Consider the following 16,093-nt stretch of genomic DNA (forward strand, 5'->3'; position numbering starts at 1 on the left):
CCTCTCACGCCGTACGAGGCTCAGCATACGCCGTGTCATTGAACGGTCATTCAATCGTTGTTATAGTCTCCGCATGACGATGCTCGATCAGACTTTCGACCGAACCCCTTCGGGAGAGGACGCCCGCCGGCGCCAGCTCGTGGAGGCGACGCTTGCCGCTCTCGCCGAGAAGGGATTCGCCGCCGCCTCCCTCACCGAGATCGCCGGCCGGGCCCGCGTCGCGCCGAGCCTCGTGTCGCATTACTTCGGCGACAAGGACGGGCTTCTGGAGGCGACGCTGCGCGAACTCTCCCGCCGCGTCGGGCAGGGCGCGCGGCGCAGGCTCGCGGACGCCGGCAGCCCGCGCGAGCGGATCCAGGCGGTGATCGACGCCAATCTGGCGCCCGAGGAGTTCGACGCGCACACCGGCGCGGTCTGGCTCGCTTTCTGGGGCCAGGCCCTCCACTCGCCGCGCCTGAAGCGCATCCAGAACGTCTACCGCGCCCGCACCCAGTCCAATCTGCGCCACGCTCTGCGCTGTCTGGTGTCGCCGGATGCGGCCACGCGCATCGCACACGCTCTCGCGGCGATGATCGACGGCTTGTGGCTGCGCGAGACGCTGGATGCCGGAGGCGGCGACAAGGGCACCTTTGCGCGCGACATCGCCGGGCGCTTCGTCGATGCCGAGATCGCGCGCGCCGGGAAGGCCGATGCCCAGCTTCCCCGCCCCGCGCTTCGCCGTGCCGGACTGCCGGTCGTCTCCAGCCATGTCGGTGGGCGTTACCATGCCGCGCCTGAGGCCGAGACCTTCGAGACGATCGATCCTGCGACGGGCGAGCCGATCGCCACCGTCGAGATCGCCGATGCCTCCGTGGTCGATGCGGCCGTCGCCGCCGCAAGGAAGGGCCAGGCGGTGTGGGGCGCGATGACCGGCGCCGAACGCGGACGCATTCTCAACCGCGTCGTCGCCCTGTTGCGCGAGCGCAACGAGGAACTGGCCGAGATCGAGACGCTCGACAGCGGCAAGCCGATTCAGGAGACGCGCGTGGCCGACGCCGCGTCCGGCGCCGACTGCCTCGAATATTTCGCCGGTCTGGCGGCGGGGCTGGCCGGCGAACAGGTGGACCTCGGCCCGAGCGCCTTCGGCTACACACGGCGCGAGCCGCTGGGGGTGGTCGCAGGCATCGGCGCGTGGAACTATCCGATCCAGATCGCCTGCTGGAAGGCCGCGCCCGCGCTGGCGGCCGGCAACGCGATGATCTTCAAGCCGGCGGAACTGACCCCGCTTTCGGCCGCCAAGCTCGCCGAGATCATGACGGAGGCGGGCCTGCCGGACGGCGTCTTCAACGTGGTGCAGGGCCCGGCCTCCACCGGGCGGCTTCTCTCGACCCATCCGGAGATCGCGAAGATCTCGCTGACCGGCGAGGTCGGCACCGGCAAGCGCGTGATGGCGGACGCTGCGTCCACGCTGAAGCAGGTCACGCTCGAACTCGGAGGCAAGTCGCCGCTGATCGTCTTCGACGACGCGAGCCTCGAGGACGCCGTCGGGGCGGCGATGCTGGCGAACTTCTATTCGGCCGGCGAAATCTGCTCGAACGGAACGCGCGTCTTCGTGCAGGAGGGCCTCCGCGCCGCCTTCCTGCAGCGGCTTTCCGAGCGCACCCGCCAGTTGATCGTCGGTGATCCGAAGGACGAGCGCACCCATGTCGGCGCGCTGATCTCGCGCGACCACATGCAGAAGGTCCTGTCCTATCTGGAGATCGCCAGGTCCGACGGCGCACGCGCCGTCGTGCAGGGCGGGCGCGTCACCGAAGGCGCGCTCGATCGCGGCTTCCTCGTCTCGCCCTCCATCTACGAGGTCTCCGACGACATGCGGCTCGCCCGCGAGGAGATTTTCGGCCCGGTCATGAGCGTCCTCTCCTTCCGCGAGGAAGAGGAGGTGATCGAGCGCGCCAACGCGACCGAATTCGGGCTCGCGGCCGGCGTCTTCACCCGAGACATGGCGCGCGCCCACCGCGTGATCGCGCGGCTGGAGGCCGGAACGACCTGGATCAACGCCTACAATCTGACGCCGATCGAACTGCCCTTCGGCGGCGTGAAGCGCTCGGGCATCGGCCGGGAGAACGGCCGCGCGGCGCTGGAAGCCCACACGCGCGTCAAGAGCGTCTACGTCAATCTCGGTTCGGTGGAGACCCCCTACCCATGAGCGCGACGCCTGAAACCTTCGACTATGTCATCGTCGGCGCCGGCTCGGCGGGGTGCGTCCTCGCCAACCGGCTGAGCGAGGACCCCGGCACGAGCGTGCTCGTGCTCGAATATGGCGGCTCGGACCGCTCGGTGCTGATCCAGATGCCGAGCGCCCTTTCGATCCCCATGAACATGAAGAAGTACAATTGGGGATACGTCTCCGAGCCCGAGCCGCATCTCAACGGCCGGCGCATGAACCTGCCGCGCGGCAAGGTTCTCGGCGGGTCCTCCTCCATCAACGGCATGGTCTATGTGCGCGGCGCGCGCGAGGATTTCGACCGCTGGGAGGCGGAAGGCGCCGCGGGCTGGTCGTATCGGGACGTGCTTCCCTACTTCAAGAAGGCCGAGCGCCGCTCGGCCGGCGGTGACGAGTATCGCGGCGGCGAGGGCGCTCTGCACACGAGCTACGGCACGCTCTCCAACCCGCTCTATCAGGCCTTCGTCGAGGCGGCGAAGGAGGCGGGCTACCCGGAGAATCCGGACTACAACGGCGCGACGCAGGAGGGCTTCGGGCGCATGGACATGACCGTCCATGGCGGGCGCCGCTGGTCGACCGCCAACGCCTATCTGCGGCCCGCGATGAACCGGCCGAACCTGTCCGTCGTCACCCACGCGCTGGTGGAGCGGGTCGTGATCGAGGAGCGGCGCGCCGTCGGCGTCGCCTATCGTCTCGGCAGCCGGTCGGTCGAGGTGCGTGCGCGGCGCGAGGTCATCCTGTCGGCCGGCTCGATCAATTCGCCCAAGCTCCTGAAGCTGTCCGGCATCGGGCCGGGCGCCGAGCTTGCCGAGCATGGCATTCCGGTCGTCGCGGATCGGCCGGGCGTTGGCGAGAACCTGCAGGACCATCTGGAGTTCTACTTCCAGCTCGCCTGCAAGGAGCCGGTCACGCTCTATTCGGCGCAGAGTCTGGCCGCCAAAGGCCGGATCGGCGCGCAATGGCTGCTTCTGAAGAACGGGCTGGGCGCGACGAACCATTTCGAGACCTGCGGCTTCATCAAGTCGCGGCCGGACGTGGCGCATGCCGACATCCAGTACCACTTCCTGCCGCTGGCCGTGACCTATGACGGCAACCAGCTCGCCTCCGAGCACGGTTTCCAGGCTCACGTCGGCCCGATGCGCTCGAAATCGCGCGGCCATGTCCGCCTGGCCTCGGCCGACCCGGCGGACGCCCCGCGCGTCCTCTTCAACTATATGAGCCACGAGGACGACTGGACCGAGATGCGCGCCTGCGTGCGGCTGACGCGCGAGATCTTCGCGCAGCCCGCCTTCAAGCGCTGGCGCGGGCGCGAGATCTCGCCGGGCGAGCACGTGACCAGCGATGCGGACATCGACGCCTTCGTGCGCGAGCACGTGGAGAGCGCCTACCATCCCTCCTGCACGGCCAAGATGGGGGCGAAGGACGACCCGATGGCCGTCGTCGACGAGGCGGGCCGGGTCTACGGCGTGGAGGGGCTGAGGGTCGTGGATTCCTCGGTGATGCCGTCGATCACGACCGGCAATCTGAACGCCCCCACGATCATGCTGGCGGAAAAGCTCGCCGACGCGATCCGGGGGCGACCGGCGCTGCGCGCGACGACGGATGAGGTGCGGCGGGAGAGGGATGAGCGGGTGTCGGCGGCCTGAGCGCTCAACTCTTCCAGGGGTTCACGACCGGAATGCTTGCGTCCGAGAAGTCACGGTCGTTTCGTGTGACGATCGTCATCCCGTGGTGTTCCGCCGTCGCTGCGATCAGCCCGTCATAGTAGCTGCGTGGGTTGGGAACATGCTTCGCGGCGCATCGTCGGGCGATATCGGCATCGACGACTAGGATTCGGGAGCCGTCGTAGAATGCAAGGATCGCGTCCAGCCATTGCCGAAGGATGATTCCCTGCGACGGGTCCTTCCGTTCAATGCGCAGGACACCGGTTTCCATCTCGAGCAGCGAGATGGCGGACAGATAGGTCCTGTCGGATGGAATCGCTGACAGGAACTCGAGCGCCTTCGGGTCCATCAGGTCCGGACGCCGAAGTTCGCCGAAGATGTTCGTGTCGAACAGGTACTCCATCAATCGAAATCAATAGGGCGCGGCGTCCAGTCGAGGCGGGGGATCTCGAAATCGAAATCCGCCTCGGGCCGGCGGTCGGCGATGACATCGACGACGGAGACGAACGGCTTGGCGGTCCGTCGCTCGAACTCATCGTAGGACATCAGCACGAGCGAAGGCTTGCCGCGGTCGGTGATGACAACGGGCTCCTCCGCCGCCATCCGCTTGGCGGCGCTGACGTTCTGATTGAGGGTTCGCGCGCTGATCGTCTTCATGAGCGCTCTCCAATGTAGTCTCGATCTTCGAGAAAGATGCTACATCGGTCCGCCCGCTTCAAGGCCGCTCCGTTGTTTCGAACCGTGGCGATCGCGAAACCTCCGCTCGGCGGAGAGCGCGGTCAGGGCCTCCGGTTCTCCAACCCGTTCGCCTCGCGCGTCGCGCGGATTTCTTCTCGCGCCGCCCGTGTCGAGACGATCAGTTCGGCGAGGCCGGCGCGCACCGTCTCCAACTCGCCCGGGTGGTCGGCCTTGGGCGTGAAGCCATTGTCGTTGGCCGCGTCCCAATCCAGCGCGGCTTGCATCTGGCGCGTCCAAAGATCGACATCCCCGCCGGCCCACTCGTTGATGGGGCGCCCGATCGCCTCCATGAAGGAGACGAAGAGAGCCGGCTCGCCGCTCGGGTCGAGATCGGGCTCGACCATCAGCCGGAACCGCGTCCGGATCTGCGCGACGTAGAGCCAGCGCACGGCGTCGTCCTTTTCACCTGCCTCGAACTTGCGGATCGCGAGGATGAAGAGATGCAGCGGATGCTCGGCCGGTGCCGAGCGTTCCAGCACCTCGATTGGGGCCGACAGCGGATCGTCGATTCCCTGCGAGCGGGCGTTGCTCACGCTGACGACGATGAGAAGCACGGCGAAGACGGCTGTGATGATGCGGATCATCGACAGTTCCCTGTCCGTTCAACCAATCCGCAAGCGCGTCGCAACGCGGATGGTTCCGTCCGCTTCTCGTCTACCGCTCCACCACCACGTCGGACCGCGGCTTGGAGCAGCAGATCAGCATCATGCCGGCGTCGACCTCGCGCTGGCGGATGCCGCCCTGATGCGTCATCTCCACGTCGCCCGAGACCTTCTTGGACTTGCAGGTGCCGCACATGCCCTTGGAGCAGGAGGAGGGCAGCCGCATGCCGGCGCGCTTGGCGGCCTCCAGGATCGTCATGTTCTCCGGGCAGTCCACCACGCGTCGCGTCTTGGTGAACTCGATCTTCCAGCTCTTCACCTCGCTTTCCAGCGCGGCGGCGGCCTCCTCGACGGCGGCCTGTTCGGCCGGCGCGAGCTCCTCGAAGTTGAAGCTCTCCTGGTGATGGCGGCTCATGTCGAAGCCGGCGTCGCGCAGGATTCCCTCGACCGCCTTCATGAAGGGCGAGGGGCCGCAGACGAAGATCTCCCGCTCGCGGAAGTCCGGCGCGACCGCCTCGATATGGGCGCGCGAGAGACGGCCGCGGAAGCCCGGCCAGGCACGGAGCGCGCTGTCGTTCTCCACGACATGCGCCGCTTTGATGGAGCGGTTGCGCCGGCTCATCATCGCGATCTCGTCGTCGAAGACGATGTCGTCGGGCGTGCGCGCCGCGTGCAGGAAGATCGTGTCGCGGATCTCGGCGAGGTCGTAGGCGGTGCGGGCCATCGACATCATGGGCGTGACGCCCGAGCCGCCGGAGATCAGGAGGTACTTGCCGGAGCGCGAGGCGTGGTCGGTCCACGAGAACTCGCCCATCGGCCCCGTGGCCTTCAGCGCCTGTCCCGGGACGAAATGGTCGTGCAGCCAGTTGGAGACCGGGCCGTTCGGCACGCGCTTGACGGTGATGGAGACGACGTCGGGCCGGCTCGGCGCCGAGGAGATCGTGTAGCAGCGATGGATCGTCTCGCCGTCGATCTCGAACTCGAAGGTCAGGAACTGGCCGGGCTTGAAGTTGAAGCGCCGCTCCGACCGCGGCGCGAAGACGAAGGTGGTGACGTCGTGCGTCTCCTGCCGCTTGGCGCGACAGATCAGTACGTCGTCCTCCTCCGGATTCCATTCGAAGAAGCGGGTGGGAACGGGCGCGGCTTCGCTCATCGAAGGGATGCTTTCGGGCTCGGCATGGGTGGGAGACCGGGCCGAACGGGGCCCGGTGCTTCGAGAATGTGGAGCCGAGGCGGCGTCCCCTGGCGGCTCGTCAGGCGGCCACGGCCTTCACCGCCGGCTCGGGGTCGAAATGCGCTCGCATCCGGGCGATGTACCAGTTGCAGAACTTGTCCACGAGCATCTCGGTGTGCGGCGAGTAGGGGCCTGGCTCGTAGGCCGGGTCCACCGCGCCCTTCTGGCAGAAGCCCACCAGTTCGGCGTCCTGCGCGTTCGTCTGCGTCCAGACCTCGATGAGGTTGGCCAGATCGTAGTCCACGCCCTCCACCGCGTCCTTGTGGACGAGCCATTTGGTGCGCACCAGCGTCTCGCCGGCCGACAGCGGGATCGCGCTGAAGGTCACGATGTGGTCGCCCATCAGGTGGTGCCAGGAGTTGGGCTGCGTCCAGAAGGTCAGCCCGCCCATCTTGGCGGAGGTGAAGGACCCCAGAGGCACCTTGCAGGCCGCCTTGGTGTCCATCGTCTGGCTCTCGCCGTCGCCGTCGATCGGCAGGCGCTCGGTGCGGTAGCCCGAGATCATGTCGTCGAGATGCTCGCGCATGCGCGACGGGATGCCCGCCTTCTCCCATTCGCCATGGCTGTCGGTGACGAGGCAGGCATAGCGGTCCGCCTGCTCGCGCTCGGCGTCGTCCAGCTGCTCGGGCGCGAAGCCGAAGCCGTAGGCGAAGAGCGGCACGGTCAGCTCGGGATGGTTCGCGCCGCAGTGATAGCACTCGCGGTTGTTCTCCATCACGAGCTTCCAGTTGCCCTGCTCGACGATGTCGCTCTGATAGGCGATCTTGGTGTTGGCGATGTTGTGAGGCGCGATGTAGGGCGCCATCGCGCTCGCCATCTCGTCGAAATCCGCCGGCGCGTCCTCGGCGAGGCAGATGAAGAGAAGACCGGCGACCGAGCGGATGTGGATCGGCTTCAGACCGAAGCATTTCGGGTCGAAGCTCTCGCCCATGTGGTCGGCGTGGATCAGCTCGCCTTCCAGATTGTAGGTCCAGGAATGGTAGCGGCAGACGAGGTTGCCGACCGTTCCCTTCTCGTCGTGGAAGAGGCGGGCGCCGCGGTGCCGGCAGACATTGTGGTAGGCCCGCACCTTCTCGTCGTCGTCGCGCACGATCAGGATCGCGTTGCGGCCGACGTCGATCGCCATGACGTCGCCGGCCTCCGGCACGTCGGGCTCGACGCCCACGAAGATCCAGTGCCGCTCGAAGATGCCCTCCATGTCGGCCTGGAAGATCTCCGGGCTCGTATAGAAGGGCGCTTCCAGCGAATAGCCGGGCCGGCGGCGGCGCAGGAGCGACACGAGGGGGGGCTGATGACTGTCGAGCATGACGTCCACTCCGATGCGGCGCCGTTACGAGATCCAAGTCTTGTGGGACTGGTGGACCCAATGCCTTCTCACAACCGACGAATTTCGTCGGAATTGCGCCATGGCGGTCGGGTGGCTCGCTATCAGCATTCCGGGTGGTTCACGGCAAGGCCCCCGAGCGAGGTTTCCTTGTATTTCGACGCCATGTCCCGGCCGGTCTCGCGCATGGTGACGATCACCTTGTCGAGAGAGACGATATGGGTGCCGTCTCCGCGAAGGCTGAGCGAGGCCGCCTGGACCGCCGCGACCGCCCCGAAGGCGTTGCGCTCGATGCAGGGCACCTGAACGAGTCCGGCGATGGGATCGCAGGTGAGCCCCAGATGATGCTCCATCCCGATCTCGGCCGCGTTCTCCACCTGCTCCGGTGTGCCGCCCAGCGCCGCGCAGAGCCCCGCCGCCGCCATGGAGCAGGCGACGCCGACCTCGCCCTGGCAGCCGACGTCGGCGCCCGAGATCGAGGCGTTCTCCTTGAACAGGCCGCCGATGGCGGTCGCGGTCAGGAGGAAGGTCTCCATTCCGGCCCGGCTCGCGCCCCGGCAATGGTCGCGATAGTAGCGCAGGACGGCGGGGATGATGCCGGCGGCCCCGTTGGTCGGCGCCGTGACGACACGCCCGCCGGCCGCGTTCTCCTCGTTCACGGCGATCGCGTAGAGCGACACCCAGTCCATGACCTCGTGCGGATCGCGGTCGTTGCGGGAGGCGTCGGCGGCCAGCTTGCCGGCGAGCGACCGGGCACGGCGCTTCACCTTCAGTCCGCCCGGCAGTTCGCCCTCGCCGGCGAGCCCCCGGTCGATGCAGCCCATCATGGTGTCGAGGACGCGTGTCAGATGCGTCTCGATCTCGTCCGAGGAGCGCAGCGCCTCCTCGTTGGCGCGCACGATCTGCGCGATGGACTTGCCCTCGCGCTCGGCGATGGCGAGGAGCAGGCGGCCGGAGCGGAAGCGGAACGGGACCTGCGTGCCGGTCTCGACGGAAGGCGTCTCCACCTCGTCCTCCGGCACGATGAAGCCGCCTCCGATCGAGCACCAGCGCTCGTGGAGAAGGACGCCGTTGCGCGTGTCCACCGCCGTGAAGGCCATGGTGTTGGGATGGTGCGGCGCCTGGCCGACGAAGTCGTAGACGATGTCGGTCTCGGGCTGGAAGGCGATGTCGCGGCGTCCGGACAGGCGCATGCGCCCGGTCTCGCGCGCCTGCGCGACGATCGTCGCAACCCCGTCCGGATCCACGGTCTCGGGATGCTCGCCGGCAAGGCCGAGCACGATCGCTTCCGCCGTGCCGTGGCCCTTGCCGGTGAAGGCGAGCGACCCGTAGAGGCGCACCTCCAGTCGCGCGAGGTCGGCGACGCGGTCGTGGCGCGCGAGGCGCTCGGCGAAGATCGCCGCCGCGCGCATGGGGCCGACCGTGTGCGAGGAGGACGGCCCGATCCCGATCTTGAAGAGGTCGAAAACCGAGACCATTCCGCGTCTCAGGCCCGAAGTTCGCGGCGTGCCTCGTCGAGGAGGCCGAAGACGTAGGGCGCGAAGGAGCGCCAGACGTCGAGATGGAACGCCTGCGGACCGGTCCGCCAGAGCACGATCTCGGACTTGCCGAAGACGGTGCGCGTGCCCGAGCCGACGGGGAAGCTCGCCTCTGCGAGGTCGAGCGGGCAGCCGGCCGACAGGACGCGCTCGGCCTCGTCGCCCGTCAGGACGAAGGTGAGGCTGCGCTCGGTGACGTCGACGAGGCTGTTCGGCGCGTCGCCCAAGGCGGAAGCGATCGTGTCCGACAGGCCCTGCGGATCGGCGGCCTCGGCGCAGAGCAGCCATTCGTCCGGCCCGAGCCAGATCGCGGTCGTGCCTTCGCCTTGCTCAAAAGTGCAGGCTTTCGTCGGCAGCGCGGCGCCGAAGGCCTCGCCGACACGGCCCATCGCGGCCTCGTCGGCAAGGCGCAGGCTGAACCGGGCGCCGACGGATTTCAGCGACAGCTCGGCGGCCGGCAGCGGACGCGCCTCGGCCACGAGCTGCTCCAGCGCGTGCGGCAGGACGAGCCGGACGGGTTCGCCGGGGGCGCCGGGGGCGGCGTGGGGGAGAGGGGACTCAGCCATTCAGCCGCTCGTTCTCTTTGTCGTAGAACACGGGATCGACGATGGTGACGGGAATGCGTCCGCCCGGCATCGGAACGTCGATCGTCTCGCCGATCCGGGCGCGACCGCCCTTCACGAGCGCCAGCGCGATCGAGCGGCCGAGCGCTTCGGAACGGTAGGAAGAGGTGACGTGACCGAGCGCGGGCACCGTCGCCGGGGCGTTCGCGTCGCTCGCATGCTCGACGATCTGCGCGCCTTCCTCCAGCACGATCGCCGGATCCTTCGTCAGGAGCCCGACCATCTGCTTGCGGCCCGGCGCGCTCATGGCGGGCCGCGCCAGCGAGCGCATGCCGACGAAGTCGCGCTTCTTCTTGGAGACCGCCCAGCCGACGCCGACATCGTCCGGCACCGCCGTGCCGTCCGTCTCCTGCCCGACGATGATGTAGCCCTTCTCGGCGCGCAGGACGTGCATGGTTTCGGTGCCGTAGGGCGTGATGGCGAACGGCCTGCCGGCCTCCATCAGCATTTCCCAGACGAACCGGGCGTCCGAGGGCCGCACGTTCAGCTCGAAGCCGAGCTCGCCGGTGAAGGAGACGCGCCAGAGCCGCAGCGGGCGACCGGCGACGGTGCCGTCGCGCCAGGTCATGTGCGGCATGGCCTCCCTGGAGAGGTCGATGCCCTCGACGAGCGGCTCCAGAACCTTGCGGGCGTTCGGCCCCTGCAGGGCGATGACCGCCCACTGCTCCGTGGTCGAGGTCAACCAGACCTTCAGGTCCGGGAACTCGGTCTGGAGATAGTCCTCCATGTGGTTGAGGACGCGCGGCGCGCCGCCGGTGGTCGTCGTCACGTGGAAGCGGTCGTCGGCGATGCGCGCGATGACGCCGTCGTCCATCACGAAACCGTCCTCGCGCAGCATGATGCCGTAGCGAAGGGACCCCGGCTTCAGCTGGAGGAAGGGGTTGGTGTAGAGCCGGTTCACGAACTCGGCCGCGTCCGGCCCCACGACCTCGATCTTGCCGAGCGTCGAGGCGTCGAAGATGCCGACCGAATTGCGCACGGCCCTGCACTCGCGCCCGACGGCCGCATGCATGTCCTCGCCGGCCTTCGGGAAGTAGTGGGCGCGCTTCCACAGGCCCACATCCTCGAAGAGCGCGCCGTTCTCCACCGCCCAGCCGTGGATCGGGGTGACGCGCACCGGATCGAAGAGCTCCTTGCGCGCCGGGCCCGCGAAGGTGCCGAAGGTCGTCGGCGTGTAAGGCGGACGGAAGGTGGTCAGGCCGACCTCGGGCGCCGACTTGCCGAGCGCCTTCGAGGCGATCTCCAGCCCGTTGATGTTCGACAGGCGGCCCTGGTCGGTCGCCATGCCGTTGGTCGTGTAGCGCTTCACGTGCTCGATGGAGCGGAAGCCCTCCTGCACGGCGAGCTTGAGATCCTTCGCCGTCACGTCGTTCTGGAAATCGACGAAGGCCTTGACGTTGTTCGCCTTGCGGCTGTGCGGCACGGCACCGGCATAGCCCGAATTGCCGACGGGCAGGGCGTCCACGGCGAAGTCGCGGGTGACGCTCGATCCGGCCGCCTCGGCACCCTTGGCGAAGCCGTCGGCGATGACCTCGCCGAGGTCGTCGAGCCCACGGCAGGAGCCGGCCGAGCGCTCGGCCTCGATCGAGGTGCCCGGCAGATAGGCCGACAGGCTCTCGTCCCAGCGCAGCTTGCCGCGCGACTGCGAGAAGAGCGAGACGTTCGGCGTGAAGCCGGCCGACATCAGCACGCAGTCGCACAGGACCGTCTCGCCGCTCGTCCAGCCGACGCGGCCGAGAATGGCGGAGGCGACGCGGTAGCGCCCGCGCGTGCCGACGACGACCGTGTTGTCGTAGACCGGGATGCCGGCGGCGCGCGCCCGCTCAGCCCAGGGCCCATCGGCCTTTTCGCGAAGGTCCGCGATGGCGGCGATCTCGACGCCCTTGGCGTGAAGATCGAGCGCCGCGCGGTAGGCGCTGTCGCCGGCCGTGAAGACCACGGCGCGCTTGCCCGGCAGGACGCCGTAGCGGTTGGCGTAGACGCGTGCGGCCTCGGCCATCATCACGCCCGGCCGGTCGTTCTCCGGGAAGACCAGCGGGCGTTCGATGGCGCCGGTCGCCAGCACCACCTCCTTCGCGCGCACCATCCACTGGCGCTCGCGCGGCAGATCGGCCGAGGGGTGCGCCAGATGCTCGGTGACGCGCTCGACGAGGCCGATCATGTTGTGCGGGTAGTAGCCGAAGGCCGTCGTCCGCGGCAGCAGCGTGACGTTGGAGCGCCCGGCCAGAATCGCCAGCGTCTCCGCGAGGCGAGCCTCGGCCGGCTCGCCGTCGATCGTCGCCTCGCGCTCGTGGAGGAGCGAGCCGCCGAGCTCGGCCTGCTCGTCGCACAGGATGACGCGCTTGGAGCCGTCCTCCGAGGCGGCGAGCGCCGCCGCCAGGCCCGCCGGGCCGGCTCCGACCACCAGCACCTCGCAATGGGCGAAGGTCTGGGCGTAGCGGTCCGGATCGGGGGTCGTCGGCGCGACGCCGAGGCCGGCCGCGCGGCGGATGATCGGTTCGTAGACCTTGTCCCACGCGCCCTTCGGCCACATGAAGGTCTTGTAGTAGAAGCCGGCCGAGAAGAAGCGGCCGAGCCCGTCGTTGATCTCGCCGATGTCGTGGCGCAGCGACGGCCAGCGGTTCTGGCTCGCGGAGACCATTCCGTCGAAGATCTCGACCTGCGTCATGCGCAGGTTCGGCGTCATCGTGTCCTTGCCGCGCCCGACCGAGACGAGCGCGTTCGGCTCCTCGGAGCCGGCCGTCACGATTCCGCGCGGGCGGTGATACTTGAAGGAGCGGCCGACGAGGTGGACCCCGTTCGCCAGAAGCGCCGAGGCCAGCGTGTCGCCGGCAAAGCCGCGATAGGTCACGCCGTCGAAGGTGAAGCGGACCGTGCGCGTGCGATCGACGCGCCCGCCGGTCTCGGTGCGGAAGGAGGCGTGGCTCATCGTTCGGCCTCCGAGGACCAGGTGCCGGAATTGTCGCCCGAAAGACCGGGCTGCTGCTCGCCGATCGGCGGGCCGTCGATGTCGGGCCGGGGTTCGCCGACCTTGTAGAAGGCCTTGAACGTGTCGTCCCGCGTGTCGCGCACGGCGTTGAAGAACCGGGCGCAGCCGTGGATGTGGCGCCAGCGCTCGGCATGCAGGCCGCGCGGGTTGGCGCGGTGGTAGAGATAGTCCGCCCATTCGCCGGTCTCGACCTCGGACGGCGTCTCGGCGCGCACGACGTGAGCCTCGCCGGCGTAGCGGAACTCCAGTTCCGAGCGGGGGCCGCAATAGGGGCAGTGGATCAGCAGCATCGTCGTCTCAAACCCCTAGTGCGCGACGGCGGCGGCGGCCGCCTCGTCGATCATCACGCCGTCGCGGAAGCGCTCGATGGTGAAGGGCGCGTTGATCGGATGCGGCTCGTCGCGGGCGATGGTGTGGGCGAAGAGGTTCGCCGAGCCCGGCGTCGCCTTGAAGCCGCCCGTGCCCCAGCCGCAGTTCACGTAAAGGCCCTTCACGCTCGTCTTGGCGAGGATGGGCGAGCGGTCGGGGGTCACGTCGACGATGCCGCCCCAGTTGCGCAGCATGCGCATGCGCCGGAACTGCGGGAACAGCTCGCAGATGGCGTCGAGCGTGTGGTTGGCGATATGGAGCCCGCCGCGCTGCGTGTAGCTCGTATAGGCGTCCGTGCCCGCGCCGATCACGAGCTCGCCCTTGTCCGACTGCGAGATGTAGGCGTGGATCGTGTTCGACATGACGACGCAGGGGAAGACCGGCTTCACCGGCTCGGAGACGAGCGCCTGCAGCGGGTAGCTCTCCAGCGGCATGCGAAGCCCGGCCATCGCCATGATGACGGAGGAGTTGCCGGCGGCCGAGACGCCGATCTTCCGGGTCTTGATCGGCCCTCGGCTGGTCTGCACGCCCGTCACCGCGCCCGAGGCGTCGCGGTCGATGCCCGTCACCTCGCAGTTCTGGATGATGTCGACGCCCAGATCGGAGGCCGCGCGGGCGTAGCCCCAAGCGACCGCGTCGTGGCGCGCCGTGCCGCCGCGCCGCTGCAGCGCGCCGCCGAGGACGGGATAGCGCATGGTCGAGGCGTCGATGTTCAGCGGCGGGCAGTATTCCTTGCACTCTTCGGCCGACAGCCATTCGTTGTCGACGCCCGACAGCCGGTTGGCATGGACGTGGCGCTTGAAGACCTGAACGTCGTGGATGTTGTGCGCGAGCATGAGAACGCCGCGCTGGGAGTACATGACGTTGTAGTTCAGCTCCTCAGACAGCGTCTCCCAGAGCTTCACCGCATGGTCGTAAAGGGCGGCCGATTCCTCGAAGAGGTAGTTCGAGCGGATGATCGTCGTGTTGCGGCCCGTGTTGCCGCCGCCGATCCAGCCCTTCTCCAGCACCGCGATGTTGGTGAGGCCGTGCTCCTTGGCCAGATAGTAGGCGGCGCCGAGACCGTGACCGCCGCCTCCGACGATGATGGCATCGTACTGCGCGCGCGGGGTGGCATCCCGCCACTGCGGTCCCCAGTCGCTCTTGCCCTTGAGAGCGTTGGCGACGATCCGGAAGCCTGAGAAACGCTTCATCTGCCTCATCCATCGGTCGAGTGGGCACAATCGCACCGAGGAAAAGGGCGAGGCCATGACGTATCGGCGTCGCACCTGTAGAAACGCGACACACGGACTCGACGCGACGCGCAGGTCGCGGCGTCGGTGAGAATTCCGGGAGGGGACGGTTCCTAGGCCTGACCGCCGGCCACGAGCGTCATGACGGGCTTGGGGGGCGCCCGGTCGGCCCAGCGGAAGCAGCTGCGGCCGTTGCGCTTGGCCTCGTAGAGCGCGGTGTCGGCCCGGTGGATGGCCTCCTCGAAGCGTTCGCCGCGCTGCAGGGCCGCGATGCCGATGGAGACGCCGACCGTGAGCTTGCGGTCCTCGAAGATGATGGGGCGCGCGACGAGCGCGATCAGCTTGCGGCAGAGGCGCACGGTGTCCTCGTCGTCCCGGCGGGCCAGGATCACGAATTCGTCGCCGCCGATCCGCCCGCCGATCTCGTTCTCGTTCAGAAGGACGCGGATGCGCGAGGCGATGGTGCGCAGCACGAGGTCGCCCGCGGCGTGGCCGTAATAGTCGTTGATCGGCTTGAAGCGGTCGAGATCCAGATAGAGGATCCGAAGAAGGCTGGTGTCGGCCCTGGCTTCCGCCTCGACGCGCCGCGCCAGCGAAAGCCGGTTGGGAAGGCCGGTCACCGAATCGTGCAGAGCCAGATGCTCGGCGTGGCGGTGAGCGGCCTCCAGCGCCTGTTCGTTGCGGCGGTTCATGGCGGCGATCCGCCGGCCCTGCTGCGCGACCAGGAGAAGCGATCCGAGCAGGATCGCCACGATGAACGCCGCACCGGGGGCCAGCGCCTTCAGCATGTCCGTGCCCGGCTTCGGCGCGGTCAGATGGAGGACGAAGTGCTGAAGGCCGTCATAGGTCGCGAACCAGTGGTCGCTGCCCCGGACCCAGGTCGAGTCGTAGTGCTTCAGTCCGAGATCGGTGACGAAGAGCTCCTGCTCGATGCCGGACAGTTCGTCCTGCGTCAGGCGGTCGCCGAAGAGGATCACCGAGGGGCGGCGGTCGTCGCGTGGAACGGTGTGGTCGTCGCCGGGGGAGAGGGGGCTGGCCGAAACGAGGATGGGCTCACCCTCGGGGGAGACGAGAAGTCCGCTGACGGCTTCGTGTTCGGGCAGGTTGCGGGCCGCTTCGATCAGGGCGCGGGCGCCGCCGCCGAGCGAGCTGATCCGCTGGCCGAATCTCAACCGGCCTTCGATCAGCGAGTACCGCTCGTTGCCGCCGGGGTCGATGACCGCGGCATATTCGATGCCCAGATGCTCGAAGAGCGAGGGGCCGAGATTGTTCTGGATGTAGGCCCATGAGTGATCGACGGTCAGATGGAGGTTCGCGTAGCCCGCACCCGAATCGGCGTAGTCGACGACGGTCCGCTCCAGCGCGTCGGCGCGGTCGGCCAGAAGGGTCTGAACGAAGGAGAAGGCCTGGGCCTCGGCCCGTGCGTCCTGCCGGTTCGCGACCTCCAGGATGAAGGTGGCGAAGAGGAGCAGCGCCCCGGCGACGGCGACGGCGATGATGAGGACGTTGGTCCGCCCGAGCGTGATCAGATACGGCTGCTTCTCCACCGCAACCTTCCTGGCAAACAGCGAGCAGGG

Annotated in this window: 13 protein-coding genes; 2 read left to right on the forward strand and 11 right to left on the reverse strand. The window is 68.3% G+C overall.

Going from position 1 to position 16,093, the window contains the following annotated elements:
- Positions 1–73: 73 nt before the first annotated feature.
- Both betB and betA read left to right on the forward strand, forming a co-directional pair.
- Positions 74–2,185: a betaine-aldehyde dehydrogenase gene (gene betB, locus AC6R2M_RS02890; protein WP_500485326.1), complete on the forward strand. Its 2,112-nt coding sequence runs from the start codon at positions 74–76 to the stop codon at positions 2,183–2,185.
- A complete protein-coding gene (betA, locus tag AC6R2M_RS02895; RefSeq protein WP_500485328.1) occupies positions 2,182–3,849 on the forward strand; it encodes a choline dehydrogenase in 1,668 nt (555 codons plus the stop codon). Before betB ends, betA begins: the two co-directional genes overlap by 4 nt.
- 4 nt (positions 3,850–3,853) lie before the next feature.
- On the opposite strand, the gene AC6R2M_RS02900 is transcribed toward betA, so the two are convergent.
- The 11 genes from AC6R2M_RS02900 to AC6R2M_RS02950 form a co-directional block, all read right to left on the reverse strand.
- Complete coding sequence (locus tag AC6R2M_RS02900) at positions 3,854–4,270, reverse strand: type II toxin-antitoxin system VapC family toxin (RefSeq protein WP_500485329.1); 417 nt, start codon at positions 4,268–4,270, stop codon at positions 3,854–3,856.
- Positions 4,270–4,524 carry a type II toxin-antitoxin system Phd/YefM family antitoxin gene (locus AC6R2M_RS02905; RefSeq protein ID WP_500485331.1) on the reverse strand — a complete coding sequence of 85 codons (255 nt, stop codon included), beginning with the start codon at positions 4,522–4,524 and terminating at the stop codon, positions 4,270–4,272. Before AC6R2M_RS02905 ends, AC6R2M_RS02900 begins: the two co-directional genes overlap by 1 nt.
- A gap of 122 nt (positions 4,525–4,646) precedes the next feature.
- A complete protein-coding gene (locus AC6R2M_RS02910) occupies positions 4,647–5,189 on the reverse strand; it encodes a hypothetical protein (RefSeq protein WP_500485332.1) in 543 nt (180 codons plus the stop codon).
- A 70-nt stretch (positions 5,190–5,259) separates the two neighbouring features.
- The gene (locus AC6R2M_RS02915; RefSeq protein WP_500485334.1) at positions 5,260–6,360 is read right to left on the reverse strand and encodes an FAD-binding oxidoreductase; all 1,101 of its coding nucleotides are present in this window, start codon (positions 6,358–6,360) and stop codon (positions 5,260–5,262) included.
- Positions 6,361–6,460: 100 nt separating this feature from the next.
- On the reverse strand, positions 6,461–7,747 hold the full coding sequence (locus AC6R2M_RS02920; protein ID WP_500485336.1) for an aromatic ring-hydroxylating oxygenase subunit alpha: 1,287 nt from the start codon (positions 7,745–7,747) through the stop codon (positions 6,461–6,463).
- 122 nt (positions 7,748–7,869) lie between these two features.
- Positions 7,870–9,243, reverse strand: coding sequence for an L-serine ammonia-lyase (locus tag AC6R2M_RS02925; protein ID WP_500485338.1), 1,374 nt, complete (start codon positions 9,241–9,243; stop codon positions 7,870–7,872).
- 8 nt (positions 9,244–9,251) lie between these two features.
- Complete coding sequence (locus AC6R2M_RS02930) at positions 9,252–9,869, reverse strand: sarcosine oxidase subunit gamma (protein ID WP_500485340.1); 618 nt, start codon at positions 9,867–9,869, stop codon at positions 9,252–9,254.
- Positions 9,862–12,855, reverse strand: a complete 2,994-nt coding sequence (locus AC6R2M_RS02935) for a sarcosine oxidase subunit alpha (RefSeq protein ID WP_500485342.1) — start codon at positions 12,853–12,855, stop codon at positions 9,862–9,864. Before AC6R2M_RS02935 ends, AC6R2M_RS02930 begins: the two co-directional genes overlap by 8 nt.
- Complete coding sequence (locus AC6R2M_RS02940; RefSeq protein WP_500485344.1) at positions 12,852–13,205, reverse strand: sarcosine oxidase subunit delta; 354 nt, start codon at positions 13,203–13,205, stop codon at positions 12,852–12,854. Before AC6R2M_RS02940 ends, AC6R2M_RS02935 begins: the two co-directional genes overlap by 4 nt.
- A gap of 15 nt (positions 13,206–13,220) precedes the next feature.
- The gene (locus AC6R2M_RS02945; protein WP_500485346.1) at positions 13,221–14,477 is read right to left on the reverse strand and encodes a sarcosine oxidase subunit beta family protein; all 1,257 of its coding nucleotides are present in this window, start codon (positions 14,475–14,477) and stop codon (positions 13,221–13,223) included.
- A gap of 152 nt (positions 14,478–14,629) precedes the next feature.
- Positions 14,630–16,063, reverse strand: a complete 1,434-nt coding sequence (locus AC6R2M_RS02950; RefSeq protein ID WP_500485348.1) for a diguanylate cyclase domain-containing protein — start codon at positions 16,061–16,063, stop codon at positions 14,630–14,632.
- Between the last annotated feature and the right edge of the window lie 30 nt (positions 16,064–16,093).

Source organism: Aureimonas sp. CAS, assembly GCF_059838215.1.